General features: G+C 70.6%; 16 protein-coding genes and 1 pseudogene. 9 read left to right on the top strand and 8 right to left on the bottom strand.

All coding sequences use genetic code 11. From position 1 onward, the window contains the following. The first annotated feature begins 35 nt into the window (after positions 1-35). Together ACIA5D_RS45080 and ACIA5D_RS45075 are read left to right on the top strand one after the other, a co-directional pair. The gene (locus ACIA5D_RS45080; RefSeq protein ID WP_396036829.1) at positions 36-458 is read left to right on the top strand and encodes a PilZ domain-containing protein; all 423 of its coding nucleotides are present in this window, start codon (positions 36-38) and stop codon (positions 456-458) included. 120 nt (positions 459-578) lie between these two features. Beyond that, a complete protein-coding gene (locus ACIA5D_RS45075; protein ID WP_396036828.1) occupies positions 579-902 on the top strand; it encodes a hypothetical protein in 324 nt (107 codons plus the stop codon). A gap of 21 nt (positions 903-923) precedes the next feature. Here the strand turns inward: ACIA5D_RS45075 and ACIA5D_RS45070 are convergent, their stop codons facing one another. Then, positions 924-3,554 (bottom strand): ATP-binding protein, encoded by a 2,631-nt coding sequence (locus tag ACIA5D_RS45070; RefSeq protein ID WP_396036827.1) that lies wholly within the window; start codon positions 3,552-3,554, stop codon positions 924-926. Positions 3,555-3,665: 111 nt separating this feature from the next. On the opposite strand from ACIA5D_RS45070, the gene ACIA5D_RS45065 reads away from it, so the two are divergent. From ACIA5D_RS45065 to ACIA5D_RS45045, 5 genes and pseudogenes are all read left to right on the top strand, one after another. Next, entirely contained in the window at positions 3,666-4,163 is a 498-nt protein-coding gene (locus ACIA5D_RS45065; RefSeq protein WP_396036826.1) for an RICIN domain-containing protein, read from the top strand. A 170-nt stretch (positions 4,164-4,333) separates the two neighbouring features. Then, positions 4,334-4,855: pseudogene (locus tag ACIA5D_RS45060) on the top strand (sensor domain-containing protein); the annotation flags it as partial. 76 nt (positions 4,856-4,931) lie between these two features. Then, positions 4,932-5,591 carry a sensor histidine kinase gene (locus tag ACIA5D_RS45055; protein WP_396036825.1) on the top strand — a complete coding sequence of 220 codons (660 nt, stop codon included), beginning with the start codon at positions 4,932-4,934 and terminating at the stop codon, positions 5,589-5,591. After that, a complete protein-coding gene (locus tag ACIA5D_RS45050) occupies positions 5,579-6,226 on the top strand; it encodes a response regulator (RefSeq protein ID WP_396036919.1) in 648 nt (215 codons plus the stop codon). Before ACIA5D_RS45055 ends, ACIA5D_RS45050 begins: the two co-directional genes overlap by 13 nt. Positions 6,227-6,296: 70 nt before the next feature. Then, a complete protein-coding gene (locus ACIA5D_RS45045) occupies positions 6,297-7,004 on the top strand; it encodes a hypothetical protein (protein ID WP_396036824.1) in 708 nt (235 codons plus the stop codon). A gap of 20 nt (positions 7,005-7,024) precedes the next feature. On the opposite strand, the gene ACIA5D_RS45040 is transcribed toward ACIA5D_RS45045, so the two are convergent. The 7 genes from ACIA5D_RS45040 to ACIA5D_RS45010 all read right to left on the bottom strand — a co-directional run bounded on the left by ACIA5D_RS45040 (position 7,025) and on the right by ACIA5D_RS45010 (position 14,845). After that, entirely contained in the window at positions 7,025-7,378 is a 354-nt protein-coding gene (locus tag ACIA5D_RS45040) for a dihydrofolate reductase family protein (RefSeq protein WP_396036918.1), read from the bottom strand. Between the two features lie 11 nt (positions 7,379-7,389). Next, complete coding sequence (locus tag ACIA5D_RS45035) at positions 7,390-8,496, bottom strand: ABC transporter ATP-binding protein (RefSeq protein ID WP_396036823.1); 1,107 nt, start codon at positions 8,494-8,496, stop codon at positions 7,390-7,392. Beyond that, the gene (locus ACIA5D_RS45030; protein ID WP_396036822.1) at positions 8,493-9,473 is read right to left on the bottom strand and encodes an ABC transporter ATP-binding protein; all 981 of its coding nucleotides are present in this window, start codon (positions 9,471-9,473) and stop codon (positions 8,493-8,495) included. The genes ACIA5D_RS45035 and ACIA5D_RS45030 overlap by 4 nt, the downstream gene beginning before the upstream one ends. Before the next feature lie 6 nt (positions 9,474-9,479). Next, positions 9,480-10,421, bottom strand: coding sequence for an ABC transporter permease (locus ACIA5D_RS45025; protein WP_396036917.1), 942 nt, complete (start codon positions 10,419-10,421; stop codon positions 9,480-9,482). A 14-nt stretch (positions 10,422-10,435) separates the two neighbouring features. Continuing rightward, positions 10,436-11,443: an ABC transporter permease gene (locus ACIA5D_RS45020; RefSeq protein ID WP_396036820.1), complete on the bottom strand. Its 1,008-nt coding sequence runs from the start codon at positions 11,441-11,443 to the stop codon at positions 10,436-10,438. Positions 11,444-11,527: 84 nt separating this feature from the next. Next, positions 11,528-13,207, bottom strand: a complete 1,680-nt coding sequence (locus ACIA5D_RS45015) for an ABC transporter substrate-binding protein (protein WP_396036819.1) — start codon at positions 13,205-13,207, stop codon at positions 11,528-11,530. 207 nt (positions 13,208-13,414) lie between these two features. Next, on the bottom strand, positions 13,415-14,845 hold the full coding sequence (locus ACIA5D_RS45010) for an MFS transporter (protein WP_396036818.1): 1,431 nt from the start codon (positions 14,843-14,845) through the stop codon (positions 13,415-13,417). A gap of 160 nt (positions 14,846-15,005) precedes the next feature. On the opposite strand from ACIA5D_RS45010, the gene ACIA5D_RS45005 reads away from it, so the two are divergent. Beyond that, positions 15,006-16,517, top strand: a complete 1,512-nt coding sequence (locus tag ACIA5D_RS45005) for a sensor histidine kinase (protein WP_396036817.1) — start codon at positions 15,006-15,008, stop codon at positions 16,515-16,517. Between the two features lie 53 nt (positions 16,518-16,570). Then, the gene (locus ACIA5D_RS45000; protein WP_396036816.1) at positions 16,571-17,167 is read left to right on the top strand and encodes a DNA-binding response regulator; all 597 of its coding nucleotides are present in this window, start codon (positions 16,571-16,573) and stop codon (positions 17,165-17,167) included. Positions 17,168-17,580 lie beyond the last annotated feature (413 nt).

Genomic DNA, 17,580 nt, shown 5'->3' with positions numbered 1-17,580 from the left:
TGGTCCACGCCGGGCCGCACGCCCATCCCCCGGCGGTGGTACGCCGCCTGGTCGCCACGTCCGACGAGGCGCCGTTCCGCTGGATCCTCACGGCGACCGACGCCCCGCGCCAGAGCAACCGTCGTGAGTACGTCCGCGGCGGTGGCGGCGCCGCGGTCCGCCTCGCCACCGGCGACCACGAGATCGAGGCCGCCCTCCTCGACATCAGCGAGGGCGGCCTGCGCTGCTGGATCGACGAGCCGGTGGCGCTGGCCCCCGGCGGTCAGCTGCAGGCGGCCGTCCGGCTCGGCGCGTCCGGCGAGTTCGATCTGAGCGGCACTGTCCTGACGGTCCGCGAGGCCCCGCACGGCGACCCCGGCCGGCACGTCGTACTCACTTTCAACACGGAGGAGAGCCTGACGCAGATGATCCGCCTCTACGTGATGACCTGGGAGATCAACCAGCGCAACCGCACCTGAACGCCTTCGGCGCGACGCGAGGCTCTCCGGTCCGTGCAGCAGGGCGGCTTTCAGCCGGAGCGGGATGCTCACTCGTGGCTCAAATTCGTGTTCACGGCGCATCACCGCCAGGCTCAACGCGTGAAGCGACGCTACGACTGGACCGTGCGTCTGTGGAACGACCTGGCCCACTTGGCCGACGAGCGCGGCTTGCCCGAGCGCACGGTGTCCGCGCTGTACGCCGCCGCAGTCGGCGAGGTCAGGCGAACGACGTATCAGCAGGACGAGGGCCTGAGCCGCGATCAGGCCATCCGCGACATCCAGGCGTTGACCCGCTCGGGGCTGCTGACGCCGCGCGGCAATGCGACCACGCGGGTCTACGTGCTCGCCGGCGCGGCCACCGAGATCGCGCAGGCTGCTGCCGCAGCCGTGCGCGGCCCGGGACGCGACCCCTACGCGAACTGAACCCCACGCCCGGTCCCGCCCTCACAGCTGCCGATTCTCTGGCCTCGGCGGCCCGTTCCGATGGATCTCGGCCGGCGGGTGGGGCACGATGCCGAGACGGGCCGCGGCGGCCGCGACCTTGCGCCGGTCGTGGGCGCCGAGCTTGGTCATGGCGGCGGCGACGTGGCTGTCCACGGTGCGGGGTGAGACGGTGAGCTCGGCGGCGATCTCGGCGTTGGTCATCCCGCGGGCGAGCAGGCGTACGACCTCGGCCTGGCGCGCGGTGAGCCCGGCGTGATTGGCCCGGCTGACGGCTTGCGGGCCGCGCGGGATGCGGCGGACATCGCGACTCTTCAGGCCGGTCCGGATCAGCCGGGCCAGCGGTACGGCGCCGAGCGCGTCGAGCACCGTGAGGGCGCGGAACTGGTCGCCGGTGTCGGGGCTGTGCGAAAGGGCCAGCGCGTACTCGTAACGACTGCCGGCCCGGCGCCACAGCCGCGCGGCTTCCCGCCATCGGCCGGCGGCCAGCAACGCGTACGGATGCTGAAGGTTCGGCCGGTCCTGGCGGAGCCAGTACGCCAGCTCGGCCCGGACGATCTCGGACCCGCAGCGCTCCGCCAGATCGGCGGCGTAGGTGAGCTCGGGCCGGGCGCCGCCGGAGTCGCCGGGAGGGCTGGAATCACCGAGAAGCATGGCCGCCTCAGCGAGAGCCGCCGCGGCGGGACCGATCCGCTGACACTCGCGCCCGCGGACGGCGAGAGTCCAGGCCTCGCGCAGGGCCTCGACGGCGCCGGGTTCGCCCCGCCGCAACCGGGTGCGGCCGATCAGGGTCAGCGCGGTGCACCGCACCGGCGGCGAACCGGCCAGGGCGGGCGTGGCCGCCGGCTCGACCTCGCCGAAATCAGATGTGGCGAATCGGACGGCGCCGAGGGCCAGGTGCAGGACCCGGGAGAAGGTCACGAACTCCGACCGCTCGGCGAGATCGATGCCCCGCGCCAGCAGCTTCGCGGCGTCGTCGTGGCGCAGGCACTTCAGATAGGACATGGTGAGGTTGTTGTAGGCGCGGCAGGCATGCTCGGTCTCGCCCGCGGCGACCGCGACGTGCAGGCTCTCCTCCAGCGTGGCGACGGCGCCCGCCATGTCCTGGAGCTCCAGGGCCACGCCGAGGTTGTTCAGCGCATGCGACCGGATGGCCGGTGACTGCCGGCCGAACGCGATGGCGCGCCGGGCCAGCGGGATGGCCTCCCCGTCCTGACCGGCCAGCGAGTGCAGCTGCGCCCGGTTGCTGAGCGCCATGGCCAGCATCTCCCCGGCGCCGGCGGCCTCGAGGACGGCGATCGCCTCGTCGGCCGCGGTGCACGCGGCCTCCGGCTGACCCGCCCACCAGCACATCCTCGAGAGCCAGCGCAAGGAGTTCCCGTACGCGGCGGGGTCGCCGCCGCGCCGCAGCTCGACCGCCCGGCGTTGAGCGTCGAGCGCCTCGGCGGCCGGAGCGTCGATGGTGTAGCACTCGATGGCGAGACGCTCGCACAGTTCCGCCTCGGCCGCCGGTTCCAGCGGCGCGTGCTGGCCGAGGACGAGCCGCAGGTGCCCGGCCGCTTCCCGGTGCGCGCCGGCCGACGACGCCTCGCGGGCCGCCACCGGGCCGTACCGGACGATCGCGGCGCTGTCGCCGGCCTCGATCGCATGGTGCATCACCCGCGACACGTCGGCTCCGGGCCGGGCGAGCAACGCCGTGAGCACGCGGTGGTTCGCCGCGATCCGGTCGGCCGCCGGCATCCGGCCGACCACCGCGCGGCGGGCGAGCTCGTGCCGGAATGACACCTGGCTCGCGGTGATCACCAAGAGGCCGCACAGCTCGGCCGGGGCCAGCGTCGCGAGGCCGCCGGGGACCAGGGCCGCCACCAGCCATCCCGGCACCGCCGACGGCACCACGGCCAGCCGTCCCACCCGCTCCCGGTCGGCCGGACCCAGCCGGGCGAACCGGGCGTGCACCGCATCCGCGACCGTCAGCGGCACCACGCGCGGATTTCCGGAGGCGAGCAACTCGGTGACGAAGTACGGGTTGCCCGACGTCACGGCGAAGATCTCGTCCGCGTCGGCGGCCGAGCCGAGCCGCCGCACCGCGTCCGCGGTCAGCCGGGCCGGCCGTACCCGGCGAGCCCGTTCCGCCCGGGCGGCCAGGCCGAGCACCGTACGCACCGGATGGTCGGCGGCGAGCTCGTCGTCCCGGTAGGTCAGCACCAGCGCGACCGGCAGCCGCGCCACCCGCCGCACCAGATACCGCAGCACGTCGAGCGTGGCCTCGTCGGCCCAGTGGACATCCTCGACGACCAGCACGGTCGGTCGTCCGGCGCCGGCCAGCTCGGCGTGCAAGGTCTCCAGCACCCGGCCGCGGTCGCCGCCCTCCAGCGCCCGCGCCAGCGCCGGTCCGACGCTGCCGGCGAGATCGCGCAACGGCCCGAGCACCCTCGGGGTGGACAGGTCGTCGCAGTTGCCGATCAGCAGCCGACCGCCGGCGGGGACGGCGCGGTCGATGGCCGCGACCAGGCTCGACTTGCCGATCCCGGCCTCGCCCGAGATCAGCACCACCGTCCCGAGGCCGTCGGCGGCGTCCCGGGCCGCGGCGGCCAGGACGGTCATTTCGGACTCACGCTCGAGAAGCGCGCCCACTCCGGGGAGTCTGGCACACGCTGTCACGTGCCCGACCTCGGTAGGTGCGGACGCCGAAATCGGTAGCCGGTACCGATGTGAGCGCGACCGGCCCGGCCCTACAACGAACTGATGAGAATACGAAGAAAGATCTTGGCGGCAGCGATGAGCGGCGTGGCCACGCTCGCGTTGATCGTGTCGACCGGCGGCGCGGCGCACGCCGCGCCCATTCAGATCTGGAACCACTGGACCGGGCTGTGCCTGCAGCCCGCCTCCTACGAGGAGTTCGCCGCGGTGGTGCAGAAGCCCTGCGACGACGCTGTGGACCTGCAGGCCTGGACGTTCCAGCGGGTGACCGGGACGCGGTACAAGTTCTGGAACCCGGCCACCGATCTGTGCCTCAACGAGTTCGACCCGCTGGACTTCTCCGCGCGGGTGCTCATGGTCGGGTGTGCCCGGGTCAGCAACGAGGAATGGCAGACCCACGTGACCTTGCCGCATGGGGCTTTCCCGCTGGAATCGCGCTCGGGCAACACCGACACCCAGTACTGCATCGATGCGAACCTCGGTGATGCCGTTCTGATGTGGGGATGTCTCGGTTCGCCGTCGCAGAATTGGGCCGTTCTGTGACGACGGTCGCGGACCCGCCGGATCCGTCGACCGGCGGGCCGCGACCTCGCGCCGGAAGTCGTTGATCGGGGCCGGCGAAGGTCAGCCCGCCCGGGGTATAGCTAGGCCTACCCCGAAGAGTATTGCTGGCGCCCTGGTTGGGCCCGTCCGGGTTCGCCTAGCTTGTGGGCATGACGCTTCTCCGGGCCGTGCGGCACCCTCGCTACCTGGCGACGGCGTGGCCCTGGCGGGCGCTGGCCTATGCGTCGACCAGCGCCTTTGCTGCCGCGCTGATCTGGGTCGCGCTGGCCGCCCCGGTGGCCGCGCTGGCCGCCGCCGGCCGGGCGGCCCAAGAAGGTGGCACTGTGCCGCTGCTGGCCGCGGCGGGGCTGGGTCTTCTCGGTCTGGGCCTGCTCGCGGTGGGCGGCCCGCGGCTGGCGCTCGCGATGGCCGGCCCGGAGCGCCGGCGGCTGCGGCTGGCCGACTCTGTCCCGGTGCCGGTGCCGGCGCCGGCGCCGGCGCCTCGCCGTGCGGGCCTTTACTCCGACGTGGTCACCTGGCGTGCGGTCGCCTATGCGCTGTTGCTGGCGCTGATCGCCCCGGTGTGGCTGAGCGTGCTCGGGGTGGCCGGCCTGCTCGTGGTTTCCACCCCGATCGCGATGCACAACCGGCTGGCGGCGGCCGACTCCACGGGCAACGTGCTCGGGCGGCTCGCGCTCGGCCTGGTGCTGCTCCCGGTGCTGCTGTACCTGAGCGCTGTCCTCGGCGGCGCATGCCGCGCTGGCCCGGTTGCTGCTGGGCGGCGATCCCGACCAGGCCGTTGCCGAGCTGGCCGAGGTGACCCGGTCGCGGGCGCGGCTGGCCGACGCGTTCGAGGCCGAGCGCCGCCGCATCGAGCGCGACCTGCACGACGTCGCCCAGCAACGGCTGGTCAGCCTGACCATGCAGCTTGGCGTGGCCCGGCACGAACTGCCTGGCGACTCGCCCGCGGCCGAGGCGGTGGCCGCCGCCCACCAGCAGGCCAAGACCTTGATGGTCGAGCTGCGCGAGCTGGTCCGGGGCATCAGCCCGCGTACGCTGCGGGAGCTGGGCCTGCGCGCCGCGATCGAGGAACTTGCGGCGGCCAGCCCGATGCGGATACGCGTGGCGGCCGATGCGGGCCGGTTCCCGCCCGGCGTCGAGACGGTCGCCTTCGCCGCGGTGTCCGAGGCCCTCGCCAACGCGTCCAAGCACGCCGACGCCACCGAGTGCCGGGTTGTCGTCCGGCGAGACGGCCCGCTGCTCACTGCCGAGGTGCGCGACGACGGGGTGGGCGGGGCCGATCCAGCAGGCGGGTCGGGGCTGACCGGCCTCGCCGACCGGGCTGCGGCGGCCGGCGGCCGGTTGCTGCTGTCCAGCCGGGCCGGCGGGCCGACGATCGTCCGGGTGGAGCTGCCATGCGGGTCGTGATCGCCGAAGATTCCGTACTGCTGCGCGAGGGTCTGGCCGGCTTGCTGCCCCGGTTCGGCTTCGAGATCGTGGCTGCGGTCGGCGACGCGCCGGCGTTGCTGGCCGCGGTCGACCAAACCGAGCCTGACCTGGTCGTCACCGACGTGCGCATGCCACCGGGCTTCACCGACGAAGGGCTGCGCGCGGCCGTGACCATGCGCACCGCCCGCCCCGGCCTGCCGGTGGTGGCGCTCAGCCAATACGTCCAGCAGAGCTATGCCGGTGAACTGCTCGCCTCGGGCGCCGGCCGGGCGATCGGCTATCTGCTCAAGGACCGCATCGCTGACGTCGCCGAGTTCGCCGATCTGCTCCGCCGAGTGGCCGCCGGCGCCACGGTCGTCGACCCCGAGGTGGTCCGCCAACTGATGCTGCGCGGCCGCGACCCGCTCGGGCAGTTGTCGCCACGGGAGCAGGAGGTCCTCGCGCTGGTCGCCGAGGGCCACTCCAACGCGGCGATCGCGCGGGCGCTCACGCTGACCGAGGCCGGCGTGGGCAAGCACATCGGCAACGTGCTGACCAAGCTCGACCTGCCGGTCAGCGACGACACCAACCGACGAGTCCTGGCCGTCCTGACCTACCTACGCGGTCAGGAGTAAACCCCCCTTCAAGGAGTGCGCTGTGCCCCTCGTACGAAATTTTGCGGCTTTTGTGGCTTTTATTGGCGTTTTGATTGTTGCTTTTGTTCTTCTGCCGGGTCCGCTGGCCGGCAACAGCTTCGCCGACCACGAGCAGCTGGTGGCCGCCGTGCACCAGAACTTCGTGGGCTACTGGCAGGCGGGCGGCCCGAGTCTGCCGCCGCCGATGCAGGACGTCGTGGACTACTGGTTCCGCTATCACGTGTTCAAGGGCCTGATCGCCGCGCTGATACTGGCCACGCTGATCGTGATCGGCGTCCGGCTGCGACGCTCGCTCACCGGCGCCGCCCTGGTCACGGCGGGAACGGCGGTCTTCGCGCTCGGCCTGCTCGCGACGGTGACCGTGATGGCCAACATCCAGGGCATGGTCGCCCCGTTCGGCTCGCTGTTCCCGATGCTGTTGGAACGCCCGGCCACCCCGCAGCTCACCGACGCGCTCACCCAGGCCGGCCGGCAACTGGCCGCCGGCGGCCACCTCTCGCCCGCGGTGCAGGCCATGGTCGACGAGTTCGTCCGCTACCACGCGGCCATGGCCGTGATAGCCGCTGTCCTGACCATCGTTGTGGCCGGCCTGGCCGCGGCGGCCTGGCGCCGCTTCGCGAAACGACAGCAGCGAGCCGTGATCCCCATTCTCTGGTCCCTGCTGACGTTGGCCCCCGTCGTCCTCCTGATCGCCAACGTCAGCTCCGTGGCCGACCCTGCCCCCGGCCTGCTCGGCCTCGTCCAAGGCGGCTGGTGACTCCCCGAGATGCACGCCTTCTATGCCGTGGGCCGGGGCTGGTAACTGAGGATGACCATGCCGGAGTCGAAGGCTCGGTGGTCGACGAGACGGAACCGGGCGTCGCTGCTGGTCTCGGCGAGGAGGGCGGCGCGGGCCGGCCCACCGACCGTGACCGGGTGCAGCCAGATCCGGAGCTCGTCGAGCAGGCCCTCGCGCAGCAACACCGCAGTGACCGGCCCGTATCCGTATTGGACGATGTCCTGGCCGGGCTTCTGCTTGAGCTCGCGCGCCACCGCCGGGAACTCGGCCCGTCTGACGACCGTGGTGTTGTTCCAGGGCGGAGAGCCGGCCCGTCTCCGCGGGGGTGAGGCCCGGCAGGCTGCGGGCCAGATGCGGCGCCCACCTACGGTGCGGGCAGATCGGAACGCGTGTGGATCAGCTCGGCGCCGACGTCGGGCGCCGTGTCGGCATCCGGCCGGACGACCTCGGCGCGCACCTCGTGCATCCTCAGCTCACCACTGAGGATCTCCTCGGCGAAGTGGCAGGCCACCCGCTGGCCCGAGTCGTCGAAGACCCGCAGCTTCGGCCGCTCCTCCGCGCAACGGCTCTGCGACCAGGGACAACGCGTGCGGAACCGGCATCCGCTCGGCGGGTTGGCCGGCGAGGGCAGATCGCCGGCCAGCAGGATCCGCTCGCGCTGGTCCTCCACGTACGGGTCGGGGATGGGCACGGCCGAGAGCAGAGCCCGGGTGTAGGGGTGCAGCGGGCGGTCGTACAGCTGGTCGCCGTCCGCCTCCTCGACCAGCGAGCCCAGGTACATCACGCCGATGGTGTCGGAGATGTGCCGGACGACCGCCAGGTCGTGCGCGATGATCAGATAGGTCAGACCGAGGGAGTCCTGCAGGTCGCCGAGGAGGTTGACCACCTGCGCCTGGATCGACACGTCCAGCGCGGACACCGGCTCGTCGGCCACGATCAGCTCGGGGCCGAGCACCAGGGCCCGGGCGATGCCGATGCGCTGCCGCTGCCCGCCGGAGAACTCGTGCGGGTACTTGTTCAGCGCCGACGCCGGCAGGCCCACCGAGTCCAGGGTGGACCGCAACCTCGTACGCATGCCGGTCTTGTCCTTGTGCAAACCGTGCGCCTTGAGGCCCTCGACGAGCAGGGACTCCACCGACTGCCGCGGGTCCAGGCTCGACATCGGGTCCTGGAACACCATCTGCATGCGCCGGCGGAAGAGCCGCATCTGCTCACCCTCGAGGGAGCGGACGTCCGTGCCGTCGAAGGTGATCCCGCCGCTGGTCGGCTCGACCAGCCTCAGCAGGCCGCGGCCCAGCGTCGACTTTCCGCACCCGGACTCGCCGACCAGACCATAGGTCTCGCCACGCTTGATCTTCAGCGACACGCCGTCGACGGCATAGACCCATCCGATCGTACGGTTGAGGAGCAGCCCGCTCTTGATCGGAAAGTGCACCTTGAGATCGTCGATCTCGACCAAGGCGTCGCTCACGCCGGCACCTCCTGCGGTACGGGGTTCGTGCACCGCAGCGCGCCGCCGCGGAAGGTGGGCTCGAGCGGCACCGTCTCGCCGATGCAGGCGTCGATCACGCGGTCGCAGCGCGGCGCGAAGGCGCAGCCCTCCGACCAGGGGATGTTGTCGTTGACCGAGCCGCGGATCTGGTGCAGCCGCGCGCCGCGGTCGGCATCCAGGCGGGGCACGGACCGCAACAACCCCTGGGTGTACGGGTGCCGCGGAGCCGCGAACAGATCGTGGCGTTCGGCCCGCTCGACCACCTTGCCGGCGTACAGCACGTTGACGCTGTCGCAGAGCCCGGCCACCACCCCCAGGTCGTGGGTGATCATGATCAGCGCCGTGCCGGAATCGTCGACCAGTTCCTTGAGCAGCGCGAGGATCTGCGCCTGGATGGTCACGTCCAGCGCCGTCGTCGGCTCGTCGGCGATCAGCAGGCGCGGCTTGCAGGCCAGGGCGATGGCGATCAGCGCCCGCTGCCGCATGCCGCCGGAGAGCTGGTGCGGGAACTCCTTGAGCCGTCGCTGCGGGTCCGGGATGCCGACCGCGTCGAGCAGCTTGCGGGCCTCCCGCAGCGCCGCCTGCCGGGTACGGCCCTGATGGCGTTCCAGCACCTCGGCCACCTGCAGGCCGAGCGGGATCACCGGGTTCAGCGAGGACAGCGGGTCCTGGAAGATCATGCCGATGTCCCGGCCGCGCCGGTCCCGCATCTCCGGTGGGCGCAGCCTCAGCAGGTCCGTCTCCTCGAACCGGACCTCGCCGGTGACCTTGTTGCCGCGGCGGGGAAGCAGTCCCATGATCGCCAGGCTGGTGACCGACTTGCCGCAGCCGGACTCGCCGACCAGCCCGACGGTCTGGCCGGGTTCCACCGTGAAGCTGACGCCGTCCACCGCGGTGAAGGGCTTCGCGCCGTGCTCGAAGACCACCGAGAGATCACGTACGTCGAGCAGGGGCATGACAGATCACCGCCGGTTCTTCGGGTCGAGCGCCTCGCGCATGCCCTCGCCGAGCAAGGTGAAGCCGAGAGCCACGAGAATGATCGCCAGGGCCGGGAGGTAGGCCAGCTCCGGGCGGACCTCGAAATACCGCACGCCGTCCACACCCAGCATCAAACCCCACTCGGCCCGGTTGATGTCCGGGTCGCCGAGTCCCAGGAACGACAGCGCGGCCGCGTCCAGGATCGCCACCGCGAAGGTCAGGGTGGCCTGCACGATGACCGCGGTGAGCGAGTTCGGCAGCATGTGCCGCAGCACGATGTGCCGCCGCTTGACGCCCAGCGCGCGGGCGGCGAGCACATGATCGCTCTCCCGTTGCGCCAGCATCGACCCGCGGAGCAGCCGGGCGAAGATGGGCACGTTCACGATCGCGACCGCCATGATCACCGTCCACTGGGTGGACTCGCTGGCCAGGGCGACCAGGGTGATCGCCAGCAGCAGGCTGGGCAGCGCCAGCATGACGTCGGTGAACCGCATGATCAGCACATCCACCCAGCCACCGAGGGCGCCGGCCAGCGCGCCCAGCACCACGCCGAGCAGCAGGCCGATCGTCGTGGCCAGGACGCCGACGACCAGCGTCTGCCGGGCGCCGTAGACCATCCGGGAGGCGAAGTCCCGGCCGAGCGGGTCGCTGCCCAGCGGGTGCCCGGCGGTGGCGCCCGGAATGGTGTCGACGGTCAGGTCCTTGGTCAGCTCCGGGAACCGCTGCACCGGGTCGTGCGGCGCGACCAGCGGCGCGAAGATCGCCATGATCAGAAACAGCAGGATGATCGCCGCGCCGACCATCGCGGTGGGATTGTGCAGCAACCGGCGGCCGGCGTCGCGGAACAGCCCGACCCCGCCGCCCTGGGACGTGCGCTCGGTCAGCTCCTCGATCCGGCGGCGCTTGTGCTCGGCGAGGGTCGAGATTCCTCCGGTCCCGCTCACCGCACACGCACCCTCGGGTCGATGATCGCGTACGAGAGGTCGACCAGCAGGTTGACCACGATGAAGACGACCGCGGCGAGCAGGATCAGCGCCTGCAGCACGGGGTAGTCGCGACCGCCGCTGATCGAGTCGGTGATCAGCGTGCCCAGCCCGCCCCAGTTGTAGACCTTCTCGGTCAGCACCGCGCCGGCCAGCAGCGCACCGGTCTGCAGCCCGATGATGGTGACCACCGGCAACAGCGCGTTGCGCAGCACGTGTCGCTTGCGGATGGTGGGATTGCGCAGGCCCTTGGCGTCCGCCGTGCGGATGTAGTCCTCGTCGAGGACGTCCAGCACGCTCGCCCGGGTGATCCGGATGATGATCGCCAGCGGGATCGTCGCCAGAGTGAGGGCGGGCAGCACCAGATGCCACAGGGCGTCGGCGGAGGCGTCCAACTCCCGGGTCAGCAGCCCGTCCAGGACGAAGAAGCCGGTCACGTCGGTGTTGTCCAGGCCGGTGGTGATCCGGCCGGACGGCGGGAAGACGTGGATTCCCTGGGTCAGCCAGTCCTTGAGCAGGTAACCCAGGAAGAAGATCGGGACCGAGATGCCGATCAGGGTGAAGATGATGGTGGTGTTGTCGAGCAGCCGCCCGCGGTGCCTGGCCGCGACGTATCCCAGCGGAATACCCAGCCCGACCGCGATGATGATCGCCGCGATGGCCAGTTCGACGGTCGCCGGGAAGGACCGGCTGATCACGTCCATCACCGGCTCGCCGGTACGGATGGAGTTCCCGAAGTTGCCGGTCACCACGTTCTTAAGGAAGCGGCCGTACTGGATCCAGATCGGCTGGTCGTAGCCGAGGGCCCGGGTCAGCCGCTCACGGGTCTCCGGGGTCGCGCGTTCGCCCAGCAACGCATCGACCGGTCCACCGGGGAGGCTGCGCAGCCAGAAGAAGACCAGTGTCATCAGGGCGATCAGGGTGATGGCCAGTTGGATCAGGCGACGCAGGACGATTCTCACCATAGGTACGACGCATCCTTCTCTTCAATTGCGTCGGACGGCCCGGACCTGGGAGATCGTCCCCGGTCCGGGCCGCGCGGCGATGCCCTACTTGGTGAGCGAGACGGTGTTGAACTGCTCGGCGGTGAGGGGGCTGGGCACCAGGCCCTCGACGTTCTTCGTGGTGACCACGGCGGGCGGGGCGTGCCAGAGGGGGACGGCCGGCAGCCACTTGGCGGCGAGGTCGCGGTTGACCTGCTCCCACGCGGCCTTCTTGGCCGTCTGGTCAACGGTCGCGTCGGCCTTGCCGATGGCGGCGAACATCTCGGTCATCGCCGCGTCGCCGAATTCGTCCTTCGCCCGGCCGAAGAACGTTCCGGCGAAGTTGCCCGGGTCGTTGTAGTCGCCGGTCCAGCCGAGTATGTGCAGGTCCTGTTTGCCGAACTGCTGCACGTCGTCCTTGAACCCGCCGTTCCACGGCCGCGGGACACCGTTGACCTTGATGCCGGCGGCCTGCAGGTCGTTCGCGAGAACGGTGAAGATCTCCTGCGGGTTCGGCATGTACGGGCGGGACACCTCGGTGGGGTAGTAGAAGTTGAGCGTCAGACCGGTCGCGCCGGCCTCGGACAGCAACTGCTTCGCCTTGTCCAGGTTGTACTCGTACTTCTGCACGTCCGGGGCGTAACCGAGCACCGTGTTCGGCATGAACTGGTCGGCCACCGTCGAGCCGCCCGGGCCCTTGGTCTGCACCAGCTGAGCGCGGTTCAGCGCGTACGCGATCGCCTGGCGGACCCGCAGGTCCTTCAGCTTCGGGTTCTTCTGGTTGATGCCCAGATAGAGGATGTTGAAGGCGGGCCGGTCGAGCACGTTGTAGCCCTCGGCCGCCAGCGCCTTGCGGTCGGCCGGGGCCGGGAAGTCGATCGCCTGGACCGTGCCGGCGCGCAACTCCTGCTTGCGGGTGTTCTCGTCCTTGATGACCTTGATGATCATCTTGTCGACCTTGGCCTTGTCGCCCCAGTAGTCGGGGTTCTTGTTCAGCGTGATCTCGCCGGTCGCCTTGTTCCAGCCGCCGTACGTGAACGCGCCGGTGCCGGTCGGGTGCTCGTTGGCGAACGCGCTGTACGCGAAGGAGTCGCCGTTCTGGGTCACCTTGTCGCCGTCGTACTGCTTGATCGCGGCCGGGCTGGCGATGGAGAACGCGGTGAGCGCGAACGCGCCCGGGAAGGCGCCCTTGTACTTCGTCATCGTCACGACCGCGGTGGAGGCGTCCTGCGCCTTGCAGTTGTCGTAGACGGCGTCCGGGCTGCCGGCGAAGCCGCCGAACACGTCGGCGTAGTAGATCATCTGGGACTGGGCGGCCTCGCCCTTCATGTTGTACCAACGGTCGAAGTTGGCGCAGACCGCCGCGGCATCCAGCGCGGTGCCGTCGTGGAACTTGACACCCTGGCGCAGCTTGAACGTCCAGATCTTGCCGGTCGGGTCGTTGGACCAGCTCTCCGCCAGGCCACCGGTCAGCTCAGCGGTGCCGGGCTTATGGGTGACGAGGGTGTCGTAGATCTGGCGGATCGGCCGGAACGACTCGCCGTCGTCGTTGAAGATCGGGTCGAAGTTCTTCGGATCACCGGCACCCGCGAAGATGAAGGTGCCGCCGGTAGCGGCTTTGCCCTCGTCGCCACCGCTGTCGCGGTCGCTTTTCGCGCAGCCGGCTGCGCCGATCGTCAGCGTCGCAATGACACCGGCGGCGATGACCGTCCGGAGCCTCTTCGCCTGCATTCCTGATGCACGCATCGCATTCACCTCGTCCTATGGGTACGGGCAAACACGGTGACGGCTGGTCACCGTTGGCGAGACACTAACCACTGTGGGCAAGCACGTCGTGGGTTGGTACCGGATCGTGTCCTTTTCGGTCTGTGAGACCTGGGCCCGACGACCGAACGGCACCGGGGACGGGCAGGCTCCTACCCCCGGTGCCACTGACCATGCGTCGTTGTCGGCCTACTGGTGGGGTTCTTGCGGCGCCTTGCGGGGCATCAGGGCGACGACCGGAAGGCTGAGGGCGGTGACGGTCAGCACGACGATGAGACTGACCTTCATCGCGTGGTCCAGTCCGGAGGCTGCGGCTCCGAAGAAGATCGAGGTGACCGCGGCCGAGCCGATCGCTGACGCGAGTTGCTGGATCGAGCTGAGCGAGCCGCTGGCGCTGCCGGCTTCCTCGGGGCTCGCGTCGCCGAGAGCAACGGTGGGGATCGTGGCGAAGGCGAGACCGATGCCGATGCCGATGACGAACAGCGCCGGGGCCAGCGTCCCGAGGCTGACGTTCGTCCCGGAGTGATCGACGAGGGCCAGGACCCAGCCGCACCCGGCGAGGACGACGGTGAGTCCGATGAAGATGAGGGTGCGGCCGAGCTTGGCGACCAGGCCACCCATGGCGGCGAACCCGGCGGCGACGAGCCCCAGGGTGAGTGGCAGCAGGCCGAGCGAGGCGTCCCGCGGACTGGCGTGCAGCCCCTCCTGCATGAACAGCGACAGCACGAAGATCAGGCCGGTGCCGGCGGGGAAGGCGACCAGGCCCACGAGCATTCCGGAGGTGAAACCACGGTTCCGCAGGAGCGTGGGCGTGATGAGCGGGTGGGTTGCGGTGCGCTGACGGTTGGCGAAGGCAGCGAAGAACAGAACGCCTACGGTGATCGAGGCGACAGGGACGGCGCTCCAGCCGTTGGTCGAGCCCTCGATCAGGCCGTACAGCAGCCCGATCATGGTTACCGCGAGCAGCCCGGAGCCCCAGCCGTCGACGACGGTCGACCGGTCGCCGTCGCCGTCGCGCGGAAGGATCTTGGTGGCGATGACCAGCCCGGCGACGCCGAGGACGACATTGACGAGGAAGATCGGGCGCCAGGACAGACCGAACAGGTCGGCGCTGATGACGAATCCGGCCAGCACCGGGCCGCCGACACTGGAGAGGGCGAGAACTGGGCCGAACAGCCCGAACGCCTTGGCGAGCATGTCGCGGCTGAACGCCTTCATCATGATCGACATGCCTTGCGGGATGAGGAGAGCCCCGAACGCTCCCTGAGCAACCCGGGCGACGATCAGCAGGGCCGGGTCGGGTGAGAACCCGGCGACCGCCGAGGCCAGGGTGAACCCGCCCATGCCGATCAGGAAAAGCCTGCGCTGGCCGAACTTGTCACCCAGCCGGCCGCCGACCACGAGCAGGACACCCATGGCGAGCATGTACGCCGTCCCCAACCACTTGATCAGACTCTCGCCGCCGTCGAGCTCGCGGGCGATGGTGGGGGCGGCGATGTTCGTGACTGTCGCATCGATCACGTCGAGGGCGTCGGCCAGCAGCACCAGCCCCAGGATCGCCCACATCAGGCGGCTGGAGCTGCGTGTGGTGACCGTGCCCGGCTCCGTCAAGATGGTCATGAGGAAGGTTCTTCCGTTCTGCGCTCGGGCGCCCCTCGTGGGCGGCCTCATCCGTGCTACGAACACCCCGGACCTCACCCGACACCGACTCCGGAAATTCTTGGGAAATCAGTCCGGTTGCTCAGCAAGCACAGTGCGTTGCCGCAGCTCGGTCCCGGTAGTGCCGCACGCACCAGGCCCGGGTGCGGTCCGTATTCGAGTTGCCCTGGGGCTGTTCGCCCTTTCCCGCCTGTCGCAGTTGGTGCGCGACCTGCGGGCCGCGCAGGAGGAACTGGCGACGGCCGCGGTCGATCGGGAACGCCTGGCCACGCAGGAGCAGTTGCGACGCTTGATCGGGGACCGGGTTCAGCAGGTGGCCCAGCACGCCCGGGCCGCGCTCCGGTGGCTGTCGACGACGCCGGACGATGCCCGGGGCGAGATCGCGGCGGCCGGCGTCATCGCCCGGCAGGCCGCGGCCAAGAGCCGGCGCCTGCACGCCGCAGACCCGGTCCACCGCGGTACCCCGTACGAGCCGTCGCGCACGATGACGGCCCCACGTACCGCACGTGCCGTGCTCGTCACCGTCGTGGCGCTGTTCGCCGCGCAGAACCTGCTCAACGTCACCATGCCATCGGGCGAGCCGCCGGCTCCGCGCCAGCACCTCGCCGCCGCGGTGCTCGTGGCAATCGTCGTCTCGCTGGGCATTCTGGCCTTGCAGTGGTACCACTCCGGCGCCGGGAGTGGTGGCGGCAGACCCCGGCATTGGCGGTACACCTTGGCGGTGCAGGCCGTTCTGACCTACATCCAGGTCCTGTTCGTGGGCTCCTTGGGAACGATTTTCGTCGCCTTCCTCGCCGCGTCCGGGCTGCTGTTGCTGCCGCGAGCCTGGCGGTGGGCATGGTTCGGCACGGCCGTTGCGAGCGTGTCGGCCATCTACCTCGTCCTGGCATCCGGCGAAAGCCCGTCGACCCCCACGGTGGTCATCCGGGCCGTCTACACCGCCGCCATCAGCGCCGGCTTCGGCCTGATGGCCTACGGCCTGTCCCGTCTGGCGGGACTGGCGGTCCGGCTCGCCCACCGCCGCGAAGAACTGGCCGCCGTCGCCGCCGTGCGGGAGCGGCTGCGCCTCGCGCGCGACACCCACGACCTGCTCGGGCTCGGGCTGTCCACCCTGGCGCTGAAGTCCGACCTGATCGCGGCGTTGATCGGACCCGACGACGCCCGGGCGGCGCGCGAGCTCGGCGAACTGCTCCACGTCTGCGCCACCGTACGCTCCGACACCGCCCGGATCGCCGGTGAGCGCCCACAGCTGTCCCTCGATGCGGAACTGGCGCTCGCGACCGACGTGCTCACGTCGTCGGCGATCCACGTACACATCACCGGCGCCGGCCGTGCCGTGCCGCAGGCCGTGGACAACGTCCTCGCCATCGTCCTGCGGGAAGCAATCACCAACATCCTCCGGCACAGCCAGGCGCGGCAGTGCGCGATCACCGTCGAATCCGAGGACGGCCTGGTTCGCCTCCGGGTCAGCAACGACGGGGCTACCTCCGCAACACCCCTGCCGGCGACCGGGACGGGCCATGGCCTGGACAACCTGCGGACTCGCGTCGCCGGATGCGGCGGCATCCTCACCACCCGGCGCACCGGTGGCACCTTCGTCATGATGGTCGAACTGCCCGCCGCGCAAGGGTAAGGTCGCCTCGCCGCGGCCGGCGGATATATCCAGGGGGAACAACGGTGGTGCGAGTGCTGATCGCCGAAGACACCGGCATCCTGCGCGAAACCCTGTCCGCACTGCTGCGGCTGCAGGACGATCTCGACGTGGTGGCGGAAGTGTCGTCGGGCGACCGTATCGTCCCGGCCGCGCTGCAACACCACCCCGACGTGGCCGTGGTCGACATCGACCTCCCCCGGGTGGACGGCATCACCGCCACCGCCGAACTCGGCCACCGGGTCCCCGCCTGCGCGGTCCTGATCCTCACCGGTCTCGCCCGCCCCAGCAACCTGCGCGCCGCGCTCGACGCGGGAGCCAAGGGATTCCTCCTGAAGGACACTCCGGCCGCCGACCTGATCGCGGCGATCCGGCGGGTCGCCGCCGGCGAGCCGGTCATCGATCCCGCGTCCGCCGCGGCCGCGCTTCGACAACGGCCGACCCCGCTGACGCCCCGGGAGACCGCGGTCCTGCAGCGGTACGCGGCCGGGGCGGAGCCCAGGGAGATCGCGGCGGAACTGTTCCTGTCATACGGCACGGTCCGCAACTACCTCGCCTCCGCCATGGCCAAACTCGCCGCCCGCAACCGCGTCGACGCCATCCGGATCGCCACCGAAGCGGGATGGCTCTAGAGACCTGGGCCTTTGGTGCGGCCGGTTACGGCGTGATGGTGGTCGGGCCGGGGATGCCATCGCGCAGTGCCGGCCTGGTCGCGGCAGCAGCGGCCGTCGCGGTGGGCTGTCCCAGCATTTCGGGAGCAGGGCCGGATATCACCATTGTTGGCGGCGGCTATTCCGGGGTGAGAATGGCATGATCGAAGACGGTTCTGGGCTTACCGCCGGATTCGTTGGGGTGGGATAATTCTGGGGTGCGGCAGATGGAGTTCTTCACCAGGTCCCAGCTAGCGGAAATGCGTGATCCGACCCGGGCGCGTCGTTATTCGCCGGCGCGTGAAGAGTTCCGTCGCGTGCATGCCCGGCAGCGCGCGTGGGGGCTTGTCCAATGCCGCGTAGCCTAGTTTGATCTTGGTGGATGTCGGCGTGGT

The organism is Actinoplanes sp. NPDC051513 (genome assembly GCF_044454685.1).
Classification (GTDB): domain Bacteria; phylum Actinomycetota; class Actinomycetes; order Mycobacteriales; family Micromonosporaceae; genus Actinoplanes.
The sequence above is the reverse complement of the archived record's forward strand: the minus strand, read 5'-3'. Positions and strand labels throughout refer to the sequence as shown.

Excerpts from the sequence above, each read along its gene's own strand:
- ACIA5D_RS45065 (WP_396036826.1), top strand. The coding sequence starts at position 3,666 with ATGAGAATACGAAGAAAGATCTTGGCGGCAGCGATGAGCGGCGTGGCC.
- ACIA5D_RS45050 (WP_396036919.1), top strand. The coding sequence starts at position 5,579 with ATGCGGGTCGTGATCGCCGAAGATTCCGTACTGCTGCGCGAGGGTCTG.
- ACIA5D_RS45030 (WP_396036822.1), bottom strand. The coding sequence starts at position 9,473 with ATGCCCCTGCTCGACGTACGTGATCTCTCGGTGGTCTTCGAGCACGGC.
- ACIA5D_RS45020 (WP_396036820.1), bottom strand. The coding sequence starts at position 11,443 with ATGGTGAGAATCGTCCTGCGTCGCCTGATCCAACTGGCCATCACCCTG.
- ACIA5D_RS45015 (WP_396036819.1), bottom strand. The coding sequence starts at position 13,207 with ATGCGTGCATCAGGAATGCAGGCGAAGAGGCTCCGGACGGTCATCGCC.
- ACIA5D_RS45010 (WP_396036818.1), bottom strand. The coding sequence starts at position 14,845 with ATGACCATCTTGACGGAGCCGGGCACGGTCACCACACGCAGCTCCAGC.